Below are 18,815 nucleotides of genomic sequence, written 5' to 3'. Positions count from 1 at the left end.
ATATTATGCGATCCTTTGTTATCAGCTAACAGAGAACACATACGATTGATTATTGACGAGGTTTTATAGGATGTTGTCAGCCAGACACTCAGCTAAATTACAGGTATTTTACCCTGTGCTTCTTTTGCTTCTCTCCATGCTTTCAATTCAAAGCGGCGCATCCCTTGCTAAAAGCCTATTTCCTGTTATTGGTGCCCCCGCTGTAACGGCGTTACGCCTGTTATTGGGCACTTTGATCCTCTTTTTTATTTTTAAACCGTGGCGACTTAAGTTTACTCGAGAATCGATTATACCACTGTTTTTATATGGTTTATCTTTAGGGATGATGAATTACCTTTTCTACCTCGCCCTTGAAACCATTCCTTTAGGTATTGCGGTCGCCCTTGAATTTACAGGCCCTCTAGCTGTTGCTATGTTTTCATCGCGCAGAGCCATCGACTTTTTATGGATAATTTTAGTCATTGCTGGTTTAGGATTATTGTTGCCTATTGGCGATAATATTCATGGATTAGATCCTCTAGGTATCCTTTATGCACTGGGTGCTGGTGTAGGTTGGGCGTTATATATTGTATTCGGACAACGTGCAGGCAAAGGTTACGGCGCAGCAACGGTTTCTATTGGCTCGTTAGTTGCGGCCTTTATTTTCGTTCCTATTGGTATGTTACAAAGTAGCCCAGATATTATGTTTAGCTGGTCAATTTTACCTGTTGCATTAGCTATTGCGATTCTATCAACTGCTTTCCCCTATACTTTAGAAATGATTGCGCTTACACGCTTACCCGCTAAAACATTCGGGACTTTAATGAGCTTAGAACCTTGTATGGGTGCCTTTATTGGTATTATTTTCTTACACGAACATTTGACGTTAATACAATGGGTTGCCCTCGCCTTTATTGTGTTAGCTTCAATTGGTTCAACGGCAACCATAAAAAGTAAAACCAAAATTGAAGAGGTTAAATAATTATTTAACCGTATTTTTTTCTTATAAATAAATATTTATTTAAAAAGGATCTTATGATCCTTTTTACTTATTAAATAATAACTTTACTGACCTATCATTGCTATTTTTCACACATTGTCTTACCCTAAATAGACTATTTCGATAGATTAGATTTTTTTAATAGATGACCTATCAATTTAATAGTATCAATCGATAAGACTAACCATTAATAATTTACTATCATAATTAACAGAAATTAAGATATTGAGTTATTAATTATTTAGGGAGAACGATTATGAGTACTGCTAAATTAGTCAAATCCACACCTTCAACCCTGCTTTATACCCGTAATAATCTCGATGACAGTGTAAAATTACATGCTATCGAATTACTGCAACAGATGGTGACGCAGTTTATCGACCTATCTCTCATCACAAAACAAGCTCATTGGAATATGCGCGGTAGAAACTTTATTTCCGTTCATGAAATGGTCGATGGTTTCCGTGACACGATTAATGAACACACCGATGAGTTTGCAGAGCGTATTGTTCAATTAGGTGGCACTGTTTTAGGCACTCCACAAGTGGTGAGTAAAAAAACACCATTAAAAGCATACCCATTGGATATTCATGATGTGCAGGATCACTTAAAAGCACTGGCTGATCGTTACGCTATCGTTGCAAATGATATTCGTAAAGCCATTGACGAAGTTGAAGACGAAGATACCGCTGATATGTTTACTGCAGCATCGCGTGATCTTGATAAATTCTTATGGTTTATTGAAGCCAATATTGAGAATTAATTCGTAATAACAAATTGAAATTATGACGTTAAAAGGCTACCTCTCTTTCTCTAGGTAGTCTTTTTTATTTATCTTTAGGCATCTCTGGTTGATAAATAGGGAAAATAGGTAACGCGGTTAATAAACGCGAACCATAGTTTTTTGTTAGCAAGCGTCTGTCATAAATCACTATTTCACCGTGACAATGATGACTACGAATAAGGCGTCCAACTTGCTGAATTAAATTAAACGATGCACTCGGTAAACTCTGCACTTCAAAAGGATAACGTTTTAGCGATTTAAGCCACTCCCCTTCTGTCACAATTACGGGATCTGTCACAGGCGGAAAAGCAATTTTATGAATATGCACCTGCGTTAAATAATCCCCTTTTAAATCGAGCCCTTCTGCAAAAGATTGCAAACCTATCAACACGCTATTATCACCAGCATCGATACGCTTACAATGTGTTTCGACTAATCGATAGCGTGGCTGATCACCTTGCACTAATAAGCACAAACGTAAATCTTTCACTTCTTCTAAAAAGCCTTCCATTGCCCGCTGGCTACTAAATAAAACCAATTGGCCTCTGTGGTTATTCTCTTCCATGCAGTGTCGAAAATAACGCGCCATCTCTTTTAAATGTTCACGTTCATGGATCATGGTCGGTTCATAACGCATTTTAGGAATAACTAATCTACCTTGCTCTTTATGTTCAAAAGGCGAAGACAACGTAATAAAGCGATCATCAAAATGCTCACTTAAGCCTGTTAATTCTTGAATACGAGAATAGCTATTTAATGAGCGTAATGTCGCAGAAGTAATAACCACATGTGGGATATTTTTCCACAACAATTGCGTCAGTTGTTCGCTAACACGAATGCCAGCACAATGAAAATAGAGATGAGACTGCTTTTTATCGTAACGGCGCGTTAGCCATTTGGATACTGGCGCTTTTGAGGTTTGCTCTAATGTAGCTAAGCGCCATAGCTTTGCCATGTTTTCTAAATATCCCACCATCCTACTGGTAGTTAAAATAGCACGATGTAAACGTACAACATCTTCTTTCGCTGTGCGCTCTGTTAAATCATTTAAAATAGCTTCGCCCAACATTTTTAAACCATCTGTTAGCTTAAATAATGTCTGGCAACTTAACAGAAGTTGTTCAGGCAATTCACCTAACGGGAAAAGGTATTCATCTTGCTCACTACGTTCTGGCAATAATGCACGTGTATATGTATCAACCTCTTGATAAGCTTCACGCAACTTAGCGATATGGGCATCGAAACGAATAGGATCAGCCAATTTAGGCGGTCTTACCGGAATAAATTGCGCTAAATACTGGCTAACATGGCGAGTGATATTATCAAGCTGATTATTAAGAGCAACTAAGGTTATTTCCCCTTCGACTTCAAGGGCATCTCGCGCAACATCAGGAATATGGTGCCCTTCATCAAGTACCAAAAGTAGATTTTTAGCATCAGGCAACACAGATTCACTTTCCATTGCCGCCATCACTAAAGCGTGATTGGTAATAACCACATCCACTTCATCAATTTCACGGCGAGCAATAAAGAAAGGACAACGATGATAATATTGGCAATTACGCCCTAAACAGTTCATCTTATCCGTGCTGATTTTGCGCCATAAACTATCTGTTAATGCGCGTTTATGGTGATCACGCAAACCATCCCAACCAAAACTAGTAAAATCATTTTTCAGTTCTAGGCAAATTTCTCTTTCTGCACTTGTCGCCACATCAACTTTATCTTCAAGCAAAAACATAAGGTCAATTTGCTCACCTTCTGTTGCACAAATCGCATCTAAATTGCGAGGGCATAGGTAACGCCCACGACCAAAAGCGCCAGTAAACGTAAGATCAGGAATGATTTTTTTAAGTAATGGTAGATCTTTGCTATAAATTTGATCTTGCAGTGCCACATTGGCTGTACTGATTATCAGTGGTTTTTTCTCATCACGGCTAATAGCAATACCTGGAATAAGGTAAGAGAGTGTTTTACCCACGCCAGTTGGGGCTTCTATCACTAAATGACGTCCCATTTCATCAGAAAAAGTCTTAGCCACCTCAGCTATCATTTCACGCTGTGGCGCACGCGGAATAAACCCTTCGATATGCTCAGGTAGGGCTTTATACCACTGACTTATTTGATTTTTAACTGATTGAGAAAGGGACATAACCACTCTGTAACTGATTTTAATAAAGGCGCCATTGTCTCATAACACTGTATAAAAATCAGTAGTTACCTTCATTTGCTCTCCTTTTTCATCAAAGAATGGATAACATCTCGAAATTATTGAGCTTTGTTATAGATTATTAATTCAACTCTTCATAGTATGAGTATTCATTACGTAACATCTAAAATAGTCTTATAAAAAATGTGATTTCTTGGTTTTATTAAACACAACACCAGTTAAGAGATATCTATAATGACCTCTGCAAAGCGCCCTATTTTTAACTTAGAACTTGATTTGCTCCGAACCTTTGTTGCTGTTGTCGATGGAAATACCTTTGCAGCGGCGGCTGAGTCTGTTTGTCGTACACAATCTGCTGTAAGCCAGCAAATGCAACGACTTGAATCGCTGATAGGCAAAGAGCTGTTTGCTCGCCAAGGGCGAAACAAAACACTGACAGAAGCAGGTACGCAACTGCTTAATTATGCTCGCCGTATTTTGCGTTTGAATGATGAAGCCTGTCTTTCATTGATGCATGAAGAAATTGATGGGATCTTAAAAATTGGCTCTCCAGATGATACGGCAAACACGATTTTACCTGATCTTCTCGCGCGTTTTTCTGGAGCCTATCCTCGCCTCATCATGGAAATTATTGTTAAACGTAGCCCATTTTTAATGTCTATGTTAGAAAACAACGAACTGGATTTAGCCATTTCCACTGAAGAACATGTGGGTTATCCCAAAATTGTATTACGTGTTTCCCCCTCTTTATGGTATTGCGGAAAGCACTTCAGATTTGATCTTGATGAACCCTTACCGTTAGTTGTATTAGATGAACCCAGTACATACCGCGATATGATGATAAATCACCTTGATCAACAAGGTATTCGTTGGCGAATCGCTTATATTGCTACCACGCTTTCGGGTGCTAGAGCCGCCGTACGTGCAGGCTTAGGCATTATGGCACGTTCAATTGAGCTTTCAGGTGATGACTTACGTATTTTAGGTGAAAAAGAAGGCCTACCTCCTTTACCCGCAATTAGCTATAACCTGTATCTGAATGCCAATAGCCCAGGAAAAGCAGCTCAAATACTGTTTGATTCATTAAAAAATGAACAAAATGAAGTGATTAATCATGCCGACATAACACTTCAAAAAGAGTAGAGATCCTAGAGCCCTTAAGTCGTGTTGATAACCAAAGTAATAAAAGATTAAAACCATAAAACAGGACACCGATTATGACCCAATTTCATGGCATTTTTCCTTACCTTGTTTCACCTGTTGATCAAACAAAAGGCACCATTCTCGAAGCTTCATTACGCCGATTAGTCGAACATCTGATTTCGTGTGGCGTTCATGGTTTAAGTCCATTAGGTAGCACTGGTGAATACGCTTATCTCTCTCAAACACAACGCAATGAAATTGTGCGTATTACAGTTGATCAAACCGCAGGTCGAATTCCCGTTATTGCGGGTGTTGCAGGTTTTTCAACTGCTGATGCTTGTCATCAAGCTGAACAATACGCTCAATTAGGCGTTGATGGCATGGTTTTAATTTCACAAAAAATGTACCCGTTAAGCGAAACTGCACAAGCTAGTTATTTCCGAACTATCGCTGAAGCTTTTCCTGAAAAATCCATGACAATTTATACCAACCCGGGACTTTTGGGCGATGTTCTTCCTATCTCTTTATTCAATGAGCTTAGCTATATCCCGAATATTGAATATATTAAAGATGCATCCAGCAATACCGGTCGCCTGCTCACCATGATCAATACGTTTAGTGAGCGCGTTAAAATCTTTAGTGCTTCAGCTCATATTCCATTGTTAGTGTTAAAACTTGGTGGTGTAGGTTGGATGGCAGGCCCTGCTTGTGTATTGCCAAAGCAATGTGTTGAACTGTATGAGCTAGCAACAAAAGGCGATTTTGATGTCGCTTTAGCAAAACAAAAAGAGATGTGGCAAATCAATGAAGCGTTTACAAAGTACTCGCTCGCATCATGTATTAAAGCATCCCTAAATATTCAAGGTTTTGAAGTGGGCTCTCCTATTTTACCGCAAGAGCCTTTAAATGAAGCCGCAATGAACGACCTACGCCAAATCATTGCTCGCCTTGATTGATAAATTATTCTTATTCAGAAATAACAAAGGCTAGATTTTTCCTATTCTGGTCTTTGTTATCTGTTTAACTCAATTTTCTCATCAAAAATACAGCTCAATACTGTACCATATTGAATAAGAATGAAATAATAACCGCCGTTGTTGTAAAACTGAGTTTACCCTATCACCATAACGAGGAGAAAATATATGCCCATTTCCGTCAGTGAAATAATGGAAATATTGCCTCATCGTTATCCATTCTTATTAATTGATCGCGTTATTTCTGAGCCAGCTGAACTTGCCAGTGGCAAATTAACCGCCATTAAAAATATCACAACCAATGATACGGTTGTTTTTGGTGAGTTTTATCCACCTTTATTACTACTTGAAAGTATGGCTCAAGCTTCTGGCGTTCTTGCCCATTACTACCTTTCACCAATGGGTAAAGATCAACAATGTTATTTTGCCAGTATAAAAAATGCGCGTTTTTATGACGTGGTAAAAGCAGGTGATCAACTTTATATCGAGATCCAATTTCGCCGACAACGACGCACAATTGTTAGCTTTTCAGGTACGGTGAAAATTGGTGAGAAGATAGTTTGTACATCTGAATTTATGTGTGCAAGACAATAAAAAAGGATTGGTAGATAGAACCAATCCCTCACTTCATCATCTTATTTACTTTATTTTTAATCAATCACTTCTTTAATACGTAATAACTGTGTTATTTCTGCAATAGTAATATTTTCGAAATGCAGTACTTTTTCAACTAACTGTGCTGATTGTTCTGCTTCTATCGCCAAAGATGCATTATCGTAAAACTTACTAATCACATCTTTATCTGTCATTGGATTTTTCGGATTACCGTATTGAATGTCTAATCTCTCCGTGATCTTCTCACCATTTTTTAATGTCACGAAAATTAATCCAGGGAAATAGGTAGGAAATGGGATTTCCCCTTTTTCGGGATAACGATAACTTACACGCTTCGCTAGTGACTGAATATCTTCCCGTTGTAGGTTTTCAGGTAATAATGAAGAGAGCGTCAAAGCATTATCTAGAAAAACCGCAGCAAATAACCATGGCAAACTAAATTTAGCACCATACGCGGTTTGAGGTGCCCATTTTGTTTCAGGTGGCTCACAAATCAAAGCAGCCGCTACTGGATCGACAACACACTCAACACTATCAATATCATCAGCCGCGATCCCTTTTTTCAGCAAATTACGCCCACAGTCCACAGTCGCATGAGCGAAATGGCATACCGGATAAGGCTTAATAGAAACATTTAAAAATTCCCACACATCACCTAATCCTAATGCCACTTGTTCTGGTTGTGCTTGCTCTTTAATACCATGTGTTTGATAAAGGCTATAACGACCTTCAAATATTGTGTCTGGGCCTGTCATTCCTCCTTTTGCTAATGATGCTGCGATAATACCTGATTGTGCAGCCCATCCCGCATGAAAGCATTTAGAAGATGAACTGTTAGTTAGATACTCTGCTACTCCTCCTGCTTGGCTTCCTGTTAACCCTAATGCATTCACAGTTTGTTCTGGCGTTAACTTTAATAGTGAAGCGGCACAAGCTGTTGCACCAAAAATACCCGCAATTGCTGTAGCGTGAAAACCTCGCTGATGAAATCCACTATGGCTTGCTAAGCCAACTCTTGCAGCCACTTCCCAGCCAATCACCCATGCCGTTAAAATATCTTTTGATGACGCACCAATAGACTCACCCAATGCAAAAGCAATCGGTGTTAATACCGCGCTACCATGTGCAATTGAATCTGTGTGTGTATCATCAAAATCTAAGGCATGTGATGCAATACCATTTGTCAGTGCCGCCACCGTAGTGCTTGCTGTTAGCGAACTTCCCCAAATCGGAATGTTACCTTGGCTATCAGGTAAAAAAACCACACCTTGACGACTTTGAATAGCACTTTGTTGCACACTTCCTGCAAGTGCGACACCTAATGTATCTAATAAATGAATTTTGGCTCGGCTAACAACTTGATCAGGTAAATCAGAGAAAGTGGTTGTAGTAATAAATTGGGCTAACTGCTGACTCAATGTCATAAACACCTCGGGATAGATAAGAAAAAGCCAGCAATATCACCGGCTTTTAGATAATAAGAAGGTTGGATGTAATTAAGTCACTTAGTCATTTAACCAGCCAGAGGCTTTGGTTTGTGCGACTACTCGATCAACTTGGGCTGGTGCATTACCGACATATGTCGTTGGATCTAAAAGTGCATCAAGCTCTTCTTGAGTAATGTGATCACGAATACGAGTATCGCGATTAATCGCTTCAACGAAAGTTATGCCTTCTTCTTGCCCAGACATTGATGCTTCATACACAATTTCATGTGCGGTTTGTTTACCTGCTTTATCAGATAATGCAAACATCACACGCTCTGCCAGCATAAAACCCCCCAGAATATCCATATTTTCGCGCATTTTCTCAACATGCACATTCAGTCCACCAATTACTGTTTTCATATTATCGAAAATAACAGACAGCATCAGGCACATTTCTGGCATGATCTTCCATTCCATTTTCCAGATAGCACCATCACGCTCATGTTGGTGTTTCATCATATCCGTTAAAACAGAAAGATTCGCTTTTAGGGTATTACTCACACAGGCCGCATTTTCAACAATAGCTGGGTTACGCTTATGTGGCATGGTCGAAGAGCCCACTTGTCCTTTACTGAAAGGCTCGGATAACTCATCAATTTCGTTATGCGCTAATAGTAGGATTTCATTAGCAATTTTACCTAGAGTTCCGCTAATTAAACCCATTAACATGCCATATTCGCTGAATCTATCACGCGCAGGTTGCCATGAAATTTCAGGTACACCTAAACCTAATCGTTTTAATACACGAGCTTCTAATTCATCAGCTTTATCGCTTAAAGAGGCCTTTGTACCCACCGCGCCAACAACACTACCGACAAATAAGCGAGGTTCGATCTCTTTAAGACGTTGATAATGACGCGCTAACTCAGTTAGCCAAATTGCGGTTTTATGGCCAAATGTAATTGGCAGAGCTTGTAAGGCTAATGTACGCCCAACCATTGGTGTGTTGCGATGTTGTTCACTTAATGAAAGTAAGGCACGACCTAATACTTTGATATCACGTAAGAAAGTATGATGAGCATCTTTTAGTTGTAGAACAAGGCCAGTATCAATAACGTCTTGTGTTGTTGGACCAAAGTGAACGTATTCTCCATAGTGTTCTGGGCAAGCATGTTCTAAACCACGAATTGTTGGCACTAATGGATGGCGAGTAAGACGCACTTGTTCTAATACATAGTCCATATCGAGCTTTTCAAGTTTCGCGGTGTCTGCAATCACTTTTGCAGCCTCTTTTGGGATCAAACCTAATTCAGCTTGTTCAATCGCTAATGCGGCTTCGTAATCAAGCCAGTTTTGCATTCTAGTTTTATCCGAAAAAATAGTTCTCATCTCTTCTGTTGACCATAAATTCTTTAATAAAACCGAATCGAAAACGCTGGTTCCCATAATTATTTCCCCTATTAAAAGAATAATAAAAAAGATCGTTTTTTTAATCAAACGACTTGTTAGATTGTTATTTTATTTATGCAATATAATCTCAATAAAAACACTTTGATAATTTTAATCTAATTTTAAATATTTCTAATCAATTAAAAAATAACATTAATTCAACCAGTTATAAATAACTCTTTATTTATTACTTATAACTTTTGAATCTTAAATAACATTTAAGATTTAATTAGAATAATTAATGCTAAAAAGTTAGAGGAAGATCATCATTTTTAGAAAATAGCTATTTTAAAAATAAATAAGTTTGTTATAAATAATAGAAACAAAATAAGCGCAAACAGTAATTAATCCTTTTATTTAATTACCGGGGAACTCTATTTCTATATTTGGAGATATTAATAATGAAACAAAATAAACAAACAAAACTGATACACAGTGGACGCCAAGAAATAAAAACTTCAGGCCCCATCAATCCACCCGTAATGAGAGCCAGCACCATCGTTTTTGACTCGATTAAGAGTTGGCGTGATGTTCGTGATCGTCGTGCAACAGAGCGTGTTTTAAGTTACGGCGCGCGTGGTACAGAAACCGCATTTGCCCTTGAAGCTTTAATAACCGAATTAGAAGGCGGCTATCGTGCTCAGTTATTCCCTACCGGATTAGCTGCTATTGCCGTCACAATTATGGGATATGCCCGCAGTGGTGGACATGTTTTATTTGCTGATTCTGTTTATGAGCCTGTTCGTAAAATTGCATCGGCTTTTCTTGAGCCTAATAATATCGCTTATAGTTTCTTTAAAACCGATGGCTCTGATTTTGAACAAAAAATTCAACAAAATACACAGCTTATTTTTGTCGAATCACCGGGCTCACTCCTTTATGAAATGCTCGACCTGCCTGAAATTTGCCGTATTGCTCATGAGAGAGATATTCCTGTCGGTGTTGATAATACTTGGGGCTCTGCATGGCTCTATAACCCGCTGGAATTAGGCGCAGATGTCTCTGTTATCGCGGCAACCAAATATTTATGCGGTCACTCTGATGTGATGATGGGCATTATGGTTGCGAATGAAAAAGCATGGAAAAAAATTGGTGCATTACCTGAAGCATTAGGTCAAGCCAGTAGCCCAGATGATGCAGCATTAGTTCTTCGTGGTATGAGGACATTAGGTCAACGCATCGCGGCGCATGGTAAATCAGCACTAGCCATTGCACAGTGGTTAGAGACTCGCCCTGAAGTTGAAAAAGTCTGGTTCCCTGAATTACCTAATCACCCTCGTCATGATTTATGGAAACGTGATTGCAAAGGTAGTAACGGTCTATTAACCATTGAATTTAAACAAGAATATACCACTAAACAATCAGAACAATTTATTGATGCGCTTGAGCTTTTTGGTATTGGTGCTTCTTGGGGTGGATTTGAAAGCCTCGCTTTACCTGCCAATGTTGTCGGTGCGAGAACAGCGTCTGATTGGCGAGAAGGTCATGGCCCTTTTGTCCGTTTACATATTGGCCTTGAAGCAACAGATGATCTTATTGCAGATATTACACAAGCTTTTTTAGCATTAAACCAATAACAAAAAATATTGCATCATTACCGGGGAATTCACTATGACAGGTTTAATCATTGCCGCGCTGGTAACAGCGTTGGTGGTTTATTTACTGGCGCGAGGTTATAAACCTCAGCCAGTATTATTACTCGGCGGATTATTGCTATTACTCTTAACTGCATCTCTCGACCTTAATCCGTTATTGCCAGAAAATAAATCCACCCAATTTAAATACTTTGATATTTTCCAAATCTTTACGAATATAATGAGTTCTCGCCTAGCGGGTCTTGGTTTAACATTAATGGCAATTGCGGGTTTCTCTCGTTATATGGAACACGTTGGCGCAAGCCGTGCTTTATTTGCTATTTTTGAAAGACCATTAAAAGCGATAAAATCGCCTTACTTATTATTAGTGATTTCATTTTTAGTCACCCAAATCTTGGTTATCTTTATTCCTAGCCATGCAGGTTTAGGTATGCTGTTAATGGTCACCATGTATCCGATATTAATTCGTTCTGGTATTAGTCCTCTTTCCGCTTTAGCCGTAATTGGATGCTGCCAATTTATCGACCATGGCCCTGGCTCTGGTAACGTGATTATGGCGGCGAAAACAGCGGATATTGAACCTGCCGTCTACTTTGTTCAACACCAGTTACCGATCACAATTCCTATTATTATTGCTGTTGCGATCACTCATTTCTTTATTCAACGCTGGTGGGATAAACGTGAAGGATTTGTTTTTGACCCAACAACTATTGATGCAGTAAAAGAAGAAGGCAATAAAATTCCACTGTCTTATGCCTTATTACCTGTGATCCCTTTAGTTCTGATTATCGGCTTCAGTCCATTGCTACACCCTTATATTAAATTAGAAGTCACCACCGCGATGATTATTAGTACTGTGATTGCACTTCTTTTTGAATATGTTCGCTTACGCGATGCAAAAGCAGTAATGAATAGCTTTATGTTGTTCTTTGAAGGAATGGGTAAGCAGTTTGTTTTAGTGGTATCGTTAATTGTATCTGGTGAGTTCTTTGCCAATGGTTTACTAAAAAGTGGTGCCGTCGATACGTTAATTAGCTCAGCTCAAGATGCAGGTTTTGGTATTGCAGCCATGATCATTGTAATGAGTGCCATTCTTGCATTAGCAGCCTTTTTAATGGGTTCAGGTAATGCGGCATTCTTCTCATTTGCCGCCTTAACACCCAAAATTGCCGCCTTCTTAAAAGTCGATGTCATTACCTTAATTTTACCAATGCAAATAATGACCAGTTTTGGCCGTACCGTTTCACCAATTACCGCAGCCATTGTCGCCATTGCAGGTATTGCGAATGTCTCACCTTTCCAAATAGTTAAACGTACCGCCATTCCTATGGCTGTCGCGGCTATCGTGAACTTAGCAATGACATTCTGGTTTTTATATTCCTAATTAAGTTGCGTTACCCTTCCCCTTAAACTCATTTACTCCTGAGTTTAAGGGATTTTTTCTTATCATTGACTGTAACCTTTGATTGAAATAATTAACGTCAACATTAACTCTACTCAGGCTATTTATAAAAAATAAATAGCCTGTTTATTTATCTATTTAATCCTTTTTTTGCCTAAAAATAAGACGTTTTAGCCATTATCATTTGCTGATTAAACCGACTTAGTACTTGTTTCAACTTCATATCTCGATATACTTTTGCGCAACATTCATCTGCAAATGAACATTATGAAAAAAATAATTATTGTGATTATCGCGCTACTTGCTTTTGGTTCTATCGGTGGTGTTTTCCTTGCCGGCTTAAATATCTATACGCGCTCCACAACACCAATAGAAACAGAGCAGGCTCAACCTGAAACATCACCTACACAGCAATTTCCAGCTATCCCAGACAGCTCACCTTCTGCTAAATAAATGAGGTCGCACCGTGGAATACGATTACTTTGTTACTCCCCAATGGTTATTTGAACATCAAAATGATGCTGATCTTGTGATCCTTGATGTAAGCGCACCAATGCCAACTCAACAGATTGACTATCAAGCACTTTACCTTGAGCGTCATATTCCACATGCCCATTTTTTTGATCTTGATGAAGTCGCAGATAAAACCACATCACTGCCACATATGTTGCCTTCTGATACCCTATTTTCAGAAACATTGACACAATTAGGTATCTCTAATACCACTACCGTGATTATTTACGATCAAGGTAACTTATTTTCTGCACCTAGAGGTTGGTGGACATTAACAACACTAGGTTGTCGTAATGTACGTATTCTTGCTGGTGGTTTACAAGCATGGATTGAGGCTGAATTTGCAACAGAACAAGGTGAGGCAATAAAAGTACCAGCACAGTCTCCTTTTATGGTTGAACGTCATGCACAGCGTTATGCCAATAAACAACAACTTCTTGATAATTTAGAGACCAAGCAAAAACAGATGATCGATGCTCGCTCTGCTGATCGTTTTTATGGTAAAGCACCAGAGCCTCGCCCGGGCTTGCGCAGTGGACATATTCCCGGCAGTAAAAACGTTCCGTGGAATGAGTTAGTTATTAATGGGCAATTAAAACAGAAAGCTGAGTTAAAGCAGATATTTGAACAAGCAGGTGTTGATTTATCACAGCCTATTATTGTTACCTGTGGCTCAGGTATGACTGCGGCAATTTTATTTTTAGCATTAACCGTATTGGGTTGCCAATCTATTGCGCTCTATGACGGCTCTTGGGCGCAATGGGGTGCTGAAAGTACCCTTCCTTGTGAATGTTAATTAATCCGTTGATGCTTTAAAAAAGTAAACCCGCATTATGCGGGTTTATTATCAATATCTATTGGGTGTGAAGGTATTAACTTGCGAAGATTTTTGCAAGATAGAGCACAACAATGGCACCGATGACAGCAACGACGAAACTACCAAAGTTAAACCCATCAACTTTACCTTTACCAAAGAAGCTACTAATTGCACCACCAACAACAGCACCCACAATACCCAGAATACAAGTCCATATCAGACCAATATCATAAGAGCCAGGCATTAAGAATTTCGCCAAAATACCTGCGATCAGACCAAAGATGATCCAAGCAATAATTCCCATATTTCCCCCTAAAAATAGTCATGATATAAACAATACATCCCAAAATGTCACTTATTGAGTGTAAGTCTAAAGAGTGATTTTTTCCAATAATGAGTGATAAATGGTGTGATATTTAAGATAGGAGTTAGTTTATTTATAAAAAATAGCGCTGATTGATTAGCACTATTTTTTATCGGATAAGATGATTTTTAAACTATAACGCCTCTATTGCCACTGCAATTTCTGGTGACGTTTTTAATGTTCTAATTTGCCTAAATAACTCATCAGCTTCTGGATACTCTTTACGTAAATAGCTAAACCACTGCTTAATACGTGATGCATGATAAATCGTCGTATCACCACGCTTTTCTAATCGAACATAACGCTTTAATAATTCAATCACCTCTTGCCAAGGCATTCTAGCTTCGATGCCTTTTACAACACGGCTTAAGTTAGGGGTATTCATTGCACCGCGGCCAATCATTATCGCATCGCAACCAGTTGTGGCTAAGCAAGCTAATGCATCTTCACGGTTCCAAATTTCGCCATTAGCAATCACAGGTATTGAAAGTCTTTGGCGAATATCTCCAATGGCCTGCCAGTTAATTTTTTCGGCATTATAACCATCTTCCTTTGTTCTGCCATGTATGGTGATTTCCGTAGCACCACCTTGCACCACAGCATCTGCAATTTCATGGCTATACACAGAAGAATCCCAGCCAAGTCTCACTTTAACAGATACAGGTAACTCTAAAGGCACTGCATCACGCATTGCTTTCGTTGCTTGATAAATCGTTTCTGGCTGTTTTAGAAGTGAAGCACCACCACCGCTACCATTGACTGTTTTTGAAGGGCAACCGCAGTTTAAATCAACCCCCCAAGAGCCTAAAGAAACGGCTCTAAAGGCATTTTCAGCTAACCATTGTGGGTGTTGTCCTAATAATTGCACCCGTACTAGCGTGCCACTTTTTGTGCGACTTTCGGTATGTAATTCAGGACATAAGCGGTAAAATGCTTTCGTTGGCAATAATGAATCTACAACTCGTACAAACTCTGTAATACAGAGATCGTAATCGTTAATCGAGGTGAGTAACTCTCTCACAAGGGGGTCTAAAACCCCCTCCATTGGCGCTAATAGAACTCGCACTTTTTATAACCTCAAAACTCTTTTCTAGCTTTTGACCAAGGGCTTTGATTATCACTACCTTCATCACTTTTACGTGAACGACGGGGCCCTAATTTTCCAGTACGAGAGCCATCTTTATTTCGGTAGTTTTCTTTGCTTTTATTACGTCCAGACTCTTTGCCTTCACTATCGCCATCTTTACGACTATTGTTGCGATTGTCTTTACCACGAATATCTGCACGCCCATGACCACCGCCACTTCTACGTGGTGCATTATTCTTTGGTTTTTTATGCAAAGGCGCTGCTTTAATTGAAGGGTCAGGATCGTAACCTTCTAACGCTAAACGTGGAATTTCACGTTTTAATAAACGCTCAATATCAGCTAATAAACCATGTTCATCAACACAGACAAGTGAAATAGCCTTACCCGTTGCAGCAGCGCGGCCTGTTCTACCAATACGGTGAACATAATCTTCTGCGACTTGTGGTAATTCAAAATTGACAACATACGGCAGTTGGTCGATATCAAGACCACGAGCGGCAATATCTGTTGCAACTAATGCTTTTAATTTACCCTCTTTAAAATCAGCTAATGCGCGAGTTCTCGCACCTTGGCTTTTATTGCCATGAATAGCAGCTGATTTAATACCATCTGCATTTAAATGTTCAGCAAGTTTATTCGCACCATGTTTAGTACGGGTGAAAATCAGCACTTGAGACCAATTTTCTAAACCAATTAAATGTGATAACAGCTCGGTTTTACGCTTTTTATCAACTAAATGCACATGTTGATCAACAGATTCCGCTGCTGAGTTTCTTGGTGCAACGGAAATACTCACCGGATCATTTAATAGAGAATTGGCAAGACCAGTGATCTCTTTAGAGAATGTCGCTGAAAATAGTAAATTTTGACGTTTTTTCGGTAATTTATTAATTACACGGCGAATATCGTGGATAAAACCCATATCTAACATACGGTCAGCTTCATCAAGCACTAAAACTTCAACGCGAGAAAGATCAACTGCATTTTGATGTTCAAGATCGAGTAAACGTCCCGGTGTTGCAATCAGTACATCAACGCCACCGCGTAATTTCATCATTTGTGGATTAATGCTTACTCCACCAAAAACGACTAACGAACGAATTGGAATATAACGGCTATACGCTTTTACATTTTCAGCAATTTGAGCTGCCAGCTCACGCGTTGGTGTCAAAATCAGCGCTTTAACGGGTTGACGACCTTTTGTTTTGGTTGCTGATTGAGACAGCTTTTCCAATATTGGTAATGTAAAAGCTGCTGTTTTACCTGTGCCCGTTTGCGCACTCGCTAATACGTCTTTACCCGCCAAAATCGGCTCAATCGCCTGCTGTTGAATAGGGGTTGGGGTTTTATACCCTTGTTCATCAATAGCGCGGAGAAGCGCCTCACTTAAACCAAGCGATGTAAAATCGGTCAAAACAGTAGTCTCCTACAACCAGAACGTATAACACGGTGATTGAAATTAAAATGACGGGCTTTCATACTGTCAATCTATAGGTAATATTACTCTATAGGAGCTATCATTTTTCAATATAGACAGTGATGAAAGAGAATGAACCTTGTTAGGTTAACCTAATAACCCCTATTCTAACAGTTTTTGCTGTATTCAGAATACAAAAATAATTTTCAATAATAGATTGCACTTTTTTTATTACACATCACCTTTATTTGATTATTTATCACAAATTTTCCCTATTGTTCAATATCATCTAATATAATACGCCTTGTTATCGCTGTTTTTAATATCATTGGTTTTGTTACATTTTACTTAAGTAAGGTATCTTCTATTATGTCAGACACCCAACAGAAGACGACGCGCGGTGAACTAGCAAAACGACAATTATTGGAAGCGGCATGTGAGATCTTTGGTAAAAATGGGCCAGATGCCGCCACAACACGCCAAATTGCACAAGCTGCTCAACAAAATATTGCCGCTATCGCTTATTATTTTGGTTCCAAAGAAGGGTTATATCTCGCCGTTGCACAGCATATTGCTGATCTTATTCGCCTTGATTTTGAACCTACCGTTGCCATTCTTGACGAATTTCTTGAGCGGCCCAATCCCACAGAGCATCTACCATTGCTACAAACGCTTATTACAGATAGCTTTTTACAATATGCTCAACTGGTACTTGATAAAGCCAATATTCATCTTAGCCGCATTATGGCAAGAGAACAGCTCGTTCCAACCGAAGCCTATTCTTTGATCCACCAGCAAGCGTTATCGCCTCTTTTAACGCGTGTAAACAAACTATTAGCTATCTATATTGGTTTAGATCCTGCACTACCTACAACGATGTTACACACTCACGCTATTTTAGGAGAAGTGCTATCATTTCGTTTAGTAAGGGAAACCATTCTAAGACAAACAGGATGGGATAGAATTGGTAAGAATGAGTATCAAGTTATCTCCAATACTTTAAAAACACATATTACGTTATTACTCAATGGATTAAGAGAGATTTACACTCACCCACATCATGCATAAATAGAGTTATTATGAAAACTAAAAAAATCAGCTTCTTTATCATCTTAATGATTATTATCGGTATTGTTGCAGGTATCTATTATTACGAAGAAAACAAAGAGTCTGAATTAGTGCTCTATGGCAATGTCGATATACGTACAGTCAACCTTAGTTTTCGTGTTACTGGAAGATTAGACACATTACAAGTTGATGAAGGTGCTCCTGTCCAAAAAGGGCAATTATTAGGCAAGCTTGATGATGCGCCCTATCGCAATGCACTCAATAAAGCTTATGGTGAGCGTGATAGTGCAATTGCTTCGCTCGCTTTAATGGAAGCGGGATATCGCACTGAGGAAATCGCGCAAGCTCAATCTGATGTGTCATTAAAGCAAGCAGCTTGGCAATACGCAGATAACTTTTATAAACGCCAACAAGATCTTGCTAACCGAAAGGTCATTTCAGCCAATGATTTAGATAGCGCAAGAAATAATCGAAATCAAGCAGCAGCTGCATTGAAGGCGGCACAAGATAAACTAAATCAGTATCAAAATGGTTATCGAAAAGAAGACATTGATGCGGCGAAAGGACAAGTTATGCAAGCTAAAGCCGCCGTTGCTCAAGCTGAATTAAACCTCCAAGACACGCAATTAATCTCTCCATCACAAGGTACGGTGCTAACTCGTGCTGTAGAGCCTGGCACTATGTTATCTGCTGGAAGCCCTGTATTTACGGTGTCATTAACCAATCCAGTTTGGGTCAGAGCTTATATCAGTGAAACCCACTTAAGCGAAGCCGTTCCTAATCGAGAGGTTTATCTATACACCGATGGGCGTAAAGATAAGCCTTATCACGGTACAATTGGATTTGTTTCGCCAACCGCCGAATTTACCCCAAAAAGTGTGGAAACACCGGAGTTAAGAACCGATTTAGTTTATCGTCTCAGAGTGGTTGTAACGGATGCTGATGACGCATTGCGCCAAGGTATGCCTGTCACCTTAAAATTTGCCTCCTCTCATTAAGTGTGGGGGAAA

Annotated in this window: 17 protein-coding genes; 11 read left to right on the top strand and 6 right to left on the bottom strand. The window is 39.2% G+C overall.

The window, feature by feature from the left end; translation table 11 throughout:
- Positions 1 to 70: 70 nt before the first annotated feature.
- Positions 71 to 961 (top strand): threonine/homoserine exporter RhtA, encoded by an 891-nt coding sequence (gene rhtA, locus NBG71_RS00830; protein WP_075672772.1) that lies wholly within the window; start codon positions 71 to 73, stop codon positions 959 to 961.
- Between the two features lie 274 nt (positions 962 to 1,235).
- The gene (gene dps / locus NBG71_RS00825; RefSeq protein WP_075672771.1) at positions 1,236 to 1,742 is read left to right on the top strand and encodes a DNA starvation/stationary phase protection protein Dps; all 507 of its coding nucleotides are present in this window, start codon (positions 1,236 to 1,238) and stop codon (positions 1,740 to 1,742) included.
- Between the two features lie 64 nt (positions 1,743 to 1,806).
- Here the strand turns inward: dps and dinG are convergent, their stop codons facing one another.
- A complete protein-coding gene (gene dinG, locus NBG71_RS00820) occupies positions 1,807 to 3,915 on the bottom strand; it encodes an ATP-dependent DNA helicase DinG (RefSeq protein ID WP_250916454.1) in 2,109 nt (702 codons plus the stop codon).
- Between the two features lie 252 nt (positions 3,916 to 4,167).
- Between dinG and NBG71_RS00815 the strand changes: the two genes are divergently transcribed.
- The 3 genes from NBG71_RS00815 (at position 4,168) to fabZ (ending at position 6,644) form a co-directional block, all read left to right on the top strand.
- Positions 4,168 to 5,076 carry a LysR family transcriptional regulator gene (locus tag NBG71_RS00815; RefSeq protein WP_075672769.1) on the top strand — a complete coding sequence of 303 codons (909 nt, stop codon included), beginning with the start codon at positions 4,168 to 4,170 and terminating at the stop codon, positions 5,074 to 5,076.
- Between the two features lie 74 nt (positions 5,077 to 5,150).
- Positions 5,151 to 6,032 (top strand): dihydrodipicolinate synthase family protein, encoded by an 882-nt coding sequence (locus tag NBG71_RS00810; protein ID WP_211838925.1) that lies wholly within the window; start codon positions 5,151 to 5,153, stop codon positions 6,030 to 6,032.
- A gap of 186 nt (positions 6,033 to 6,218) precedes the next feature.
- Positions 6,219 to 6,644, top strand: coding sequence for a 3-hydroxyacyl-ACP dehydratase FabZ (fabZ, locus tag NBG71_RS00805; protein WP_075672767.1), 426 nt, complete (start codon positions 6,219 to 6,221; stop codon positions 6,642 to 6,644).
- 56 nt (positions 6,645 to 6,700) lie between these two features.
- On the opposite strand, the gene NBG71_RS00800 is transcribed toward fabZ, so the two are convergent.
- Both NBG71_RS00800 and purB read right to left on the bottom strand, forming a co-directional pair.
- The gene (locus NBG71_RS00800; protein WP_191901857.1) at positions 6,701 to 8,089 is read right to left on the bottom strand and encodes an MmgE/PrpD family protein; all 1,389 of its coding nucleotides are present in this window, start codon (positions 8,087 to 8,089) and stop codon (positions 6,701 to 6,703) included.
- A gap of 81 nt (positions 8,090 to 8,170) precedes the next feature.
- Positions 8,171 to 9,538, bottom strand: coding sequence for an adenylosuccinate lyase (gene purB / locus NBG71_RS00795; protein WP_075672765.1), 1,368 nt, complete (start codon positions 9,536 to 9,538; stop codon positions 8,171 to 8,173).
- A 404-nt stretch (positions 9,539 to 9,942) separates the two neighbouring features.
- Here purB and metC point away from each other — a divergent pair, with 404 nt between their 5' ends.
- The 4 genes from metC (at position 9,943) to sseA (ending at position 13,847) form a co-directional block, all read left to right on the top strand.
- Positions 9,943 to 11,118 carry a cystathionine beta-lyase gene (gene metC, locus NBG71_RS00790; RefSeq protein WP_250916453.1) on the top strand — a complete coding sequence of 392 codons (1,176 nt, stop codon included), beginning with the start codon at positions 9,943 to 9,945 and terminating at the stop codon, positions 11,116 to 11,118.
- Between the two features lie 34 nt (positions 11,119 to 11,152).
- Complete coding sequence (gene dcuC, locus NBG71_RS00785; RefSeq protein ID WP_075672763.1) at positions 11,153 to 12,520, top strand: C4-dicarboxylate transporter DcuC; 1,368 nt, start codon at positions 11,153 to 11,155, stop codon at positions 12,518 to 12,520.
- 285 nt (positions 12,521 to 12,805) lie between these two features.
- A complete protein-coding gene (locus NBG71_RS00780; RefSeq protein WP_075672762.1) occupies positions 12,806 to 12,991 on the top strand; it encodes a YohO family small membrane protein in 186 nt (61 codons plus the stop codon).
- 13 nt (positions 12,992 to 13,004) lie between these two features.
- Positions 13,005 to 13,847: a 3-mercaptopyruvate sulfurtransferase gene (sseA, locus tag NBG71_RS00775; RefSeq protein ID WP_075672761.1), complete on the top strand. Its 843-nt coding sequence runs from the start codon at positions 13,005 to 13,007 to the stop codon at positions 13,845 to 13,847.
- A gap of 76 nt (positions 13,848 to 13,923) precedes the next feature.
- On the opposite strand, the gene NBG71_RS00770 is transcribed toward sseA, so the two are convergent.
- The 3 genes from NBG71_RS00770 to rhlE all read right to left on the bottom strand — a co-directional run bounded on the left by NBG71_RS00770 (position 13,924) and on the right by rhlE (position 16,734).
- Positions 13,924 to 14,172 (bottom strand): GlsB/YeaQ/YmgE family stress response membrane protein, encoded by a 249-nt coding sequence (locus tag NBG71_RS00770; protein ID WP_075672760.1) that lies wholly within the window; start codon positions 14,170 to 14,172, stop codon positions 13,924 to 13,926.
- A gap of 193 nt (positions 14,173 to 14,365) precedes the next feature.
- The gene (gene dusC / locus NBG71_RS00765) at positions 14,366 to 15,298 is read right to left on the bottom strand and encodes a tRNA dihydrouridine(16) synthase DusC (RefSeq protein WP_099659806.1); all 933 of its coding nucleotides are present in this window, start codon (positions 15,296 to 15,298) and stop codon (positions 14,366 to 14,368) included.
- A gap of 11 nt (positions 15,299 to 15,309) precedes the next feature.
- Positions 15,310 to 16,734 (bottom strand): ATP-dependent RNA helicase RhlE, encoded by a 1,425-nt coding sequence (gene rhlE, locus NBG71_RS00760; RefSeq protein WP_075672758.1) that lies wholly within the window; start codon positions 16,732 to 16,734, stop codon positions 15,310 to 15,312.
- A gap of 372 nt (positions 16,735 to 17,106) precedes the next feature.
- Here rhlE and NBG71_RS00755 point away from each other — a divergent pair, with 372 nt between their 5' ends.
- Together NBG71_RS00755 and hlyD are read left to right on the top strand one after the other, a co-directional pair.
- Positions 17,107 to 17,805 carry a CerR family C-terminal domain-containing protein gene (locus NBG71_RS00755; protein ID WP_075672757.1) on the top strand — a complete coding sequence of 233 codons (699 nt, stop codon included), beginning with the start codon at positions 17,107 to 17,109 and terminating at the stop codon, positions 17,803 to 17,805.
- Between the two features lie 11 nt (positions 17,806 to 17,816).
- Positions 17,817 to 18,803: a secretion protein HlyD gene (gene hlyD, locus NBG71_RS00750; RefSeq protein ID WP_075672756.1), complete on the top strand. Its 987-nt coding sequence runs from the start codon at positions 17,817 to 17,819 to the stop codon at positions 18,801 to 18,803.
- Positions 18,804 to 18,815 lie beyond the last annotated feature (12 nt).

Origin of the sequence: Proteus sp. FZP2095 (assembly GCF_023701425.1) — a bacterium.
Classification (GTDB): Bacteria; Pseudomonadota; Gammaproteobacteria; order Enterobacterales; family Enterobacteriaceae; genus Proteus; species Proteus cibarius.
This window is presented reverse-complemented; position numbering and strand designations above follow the sequence as displayed.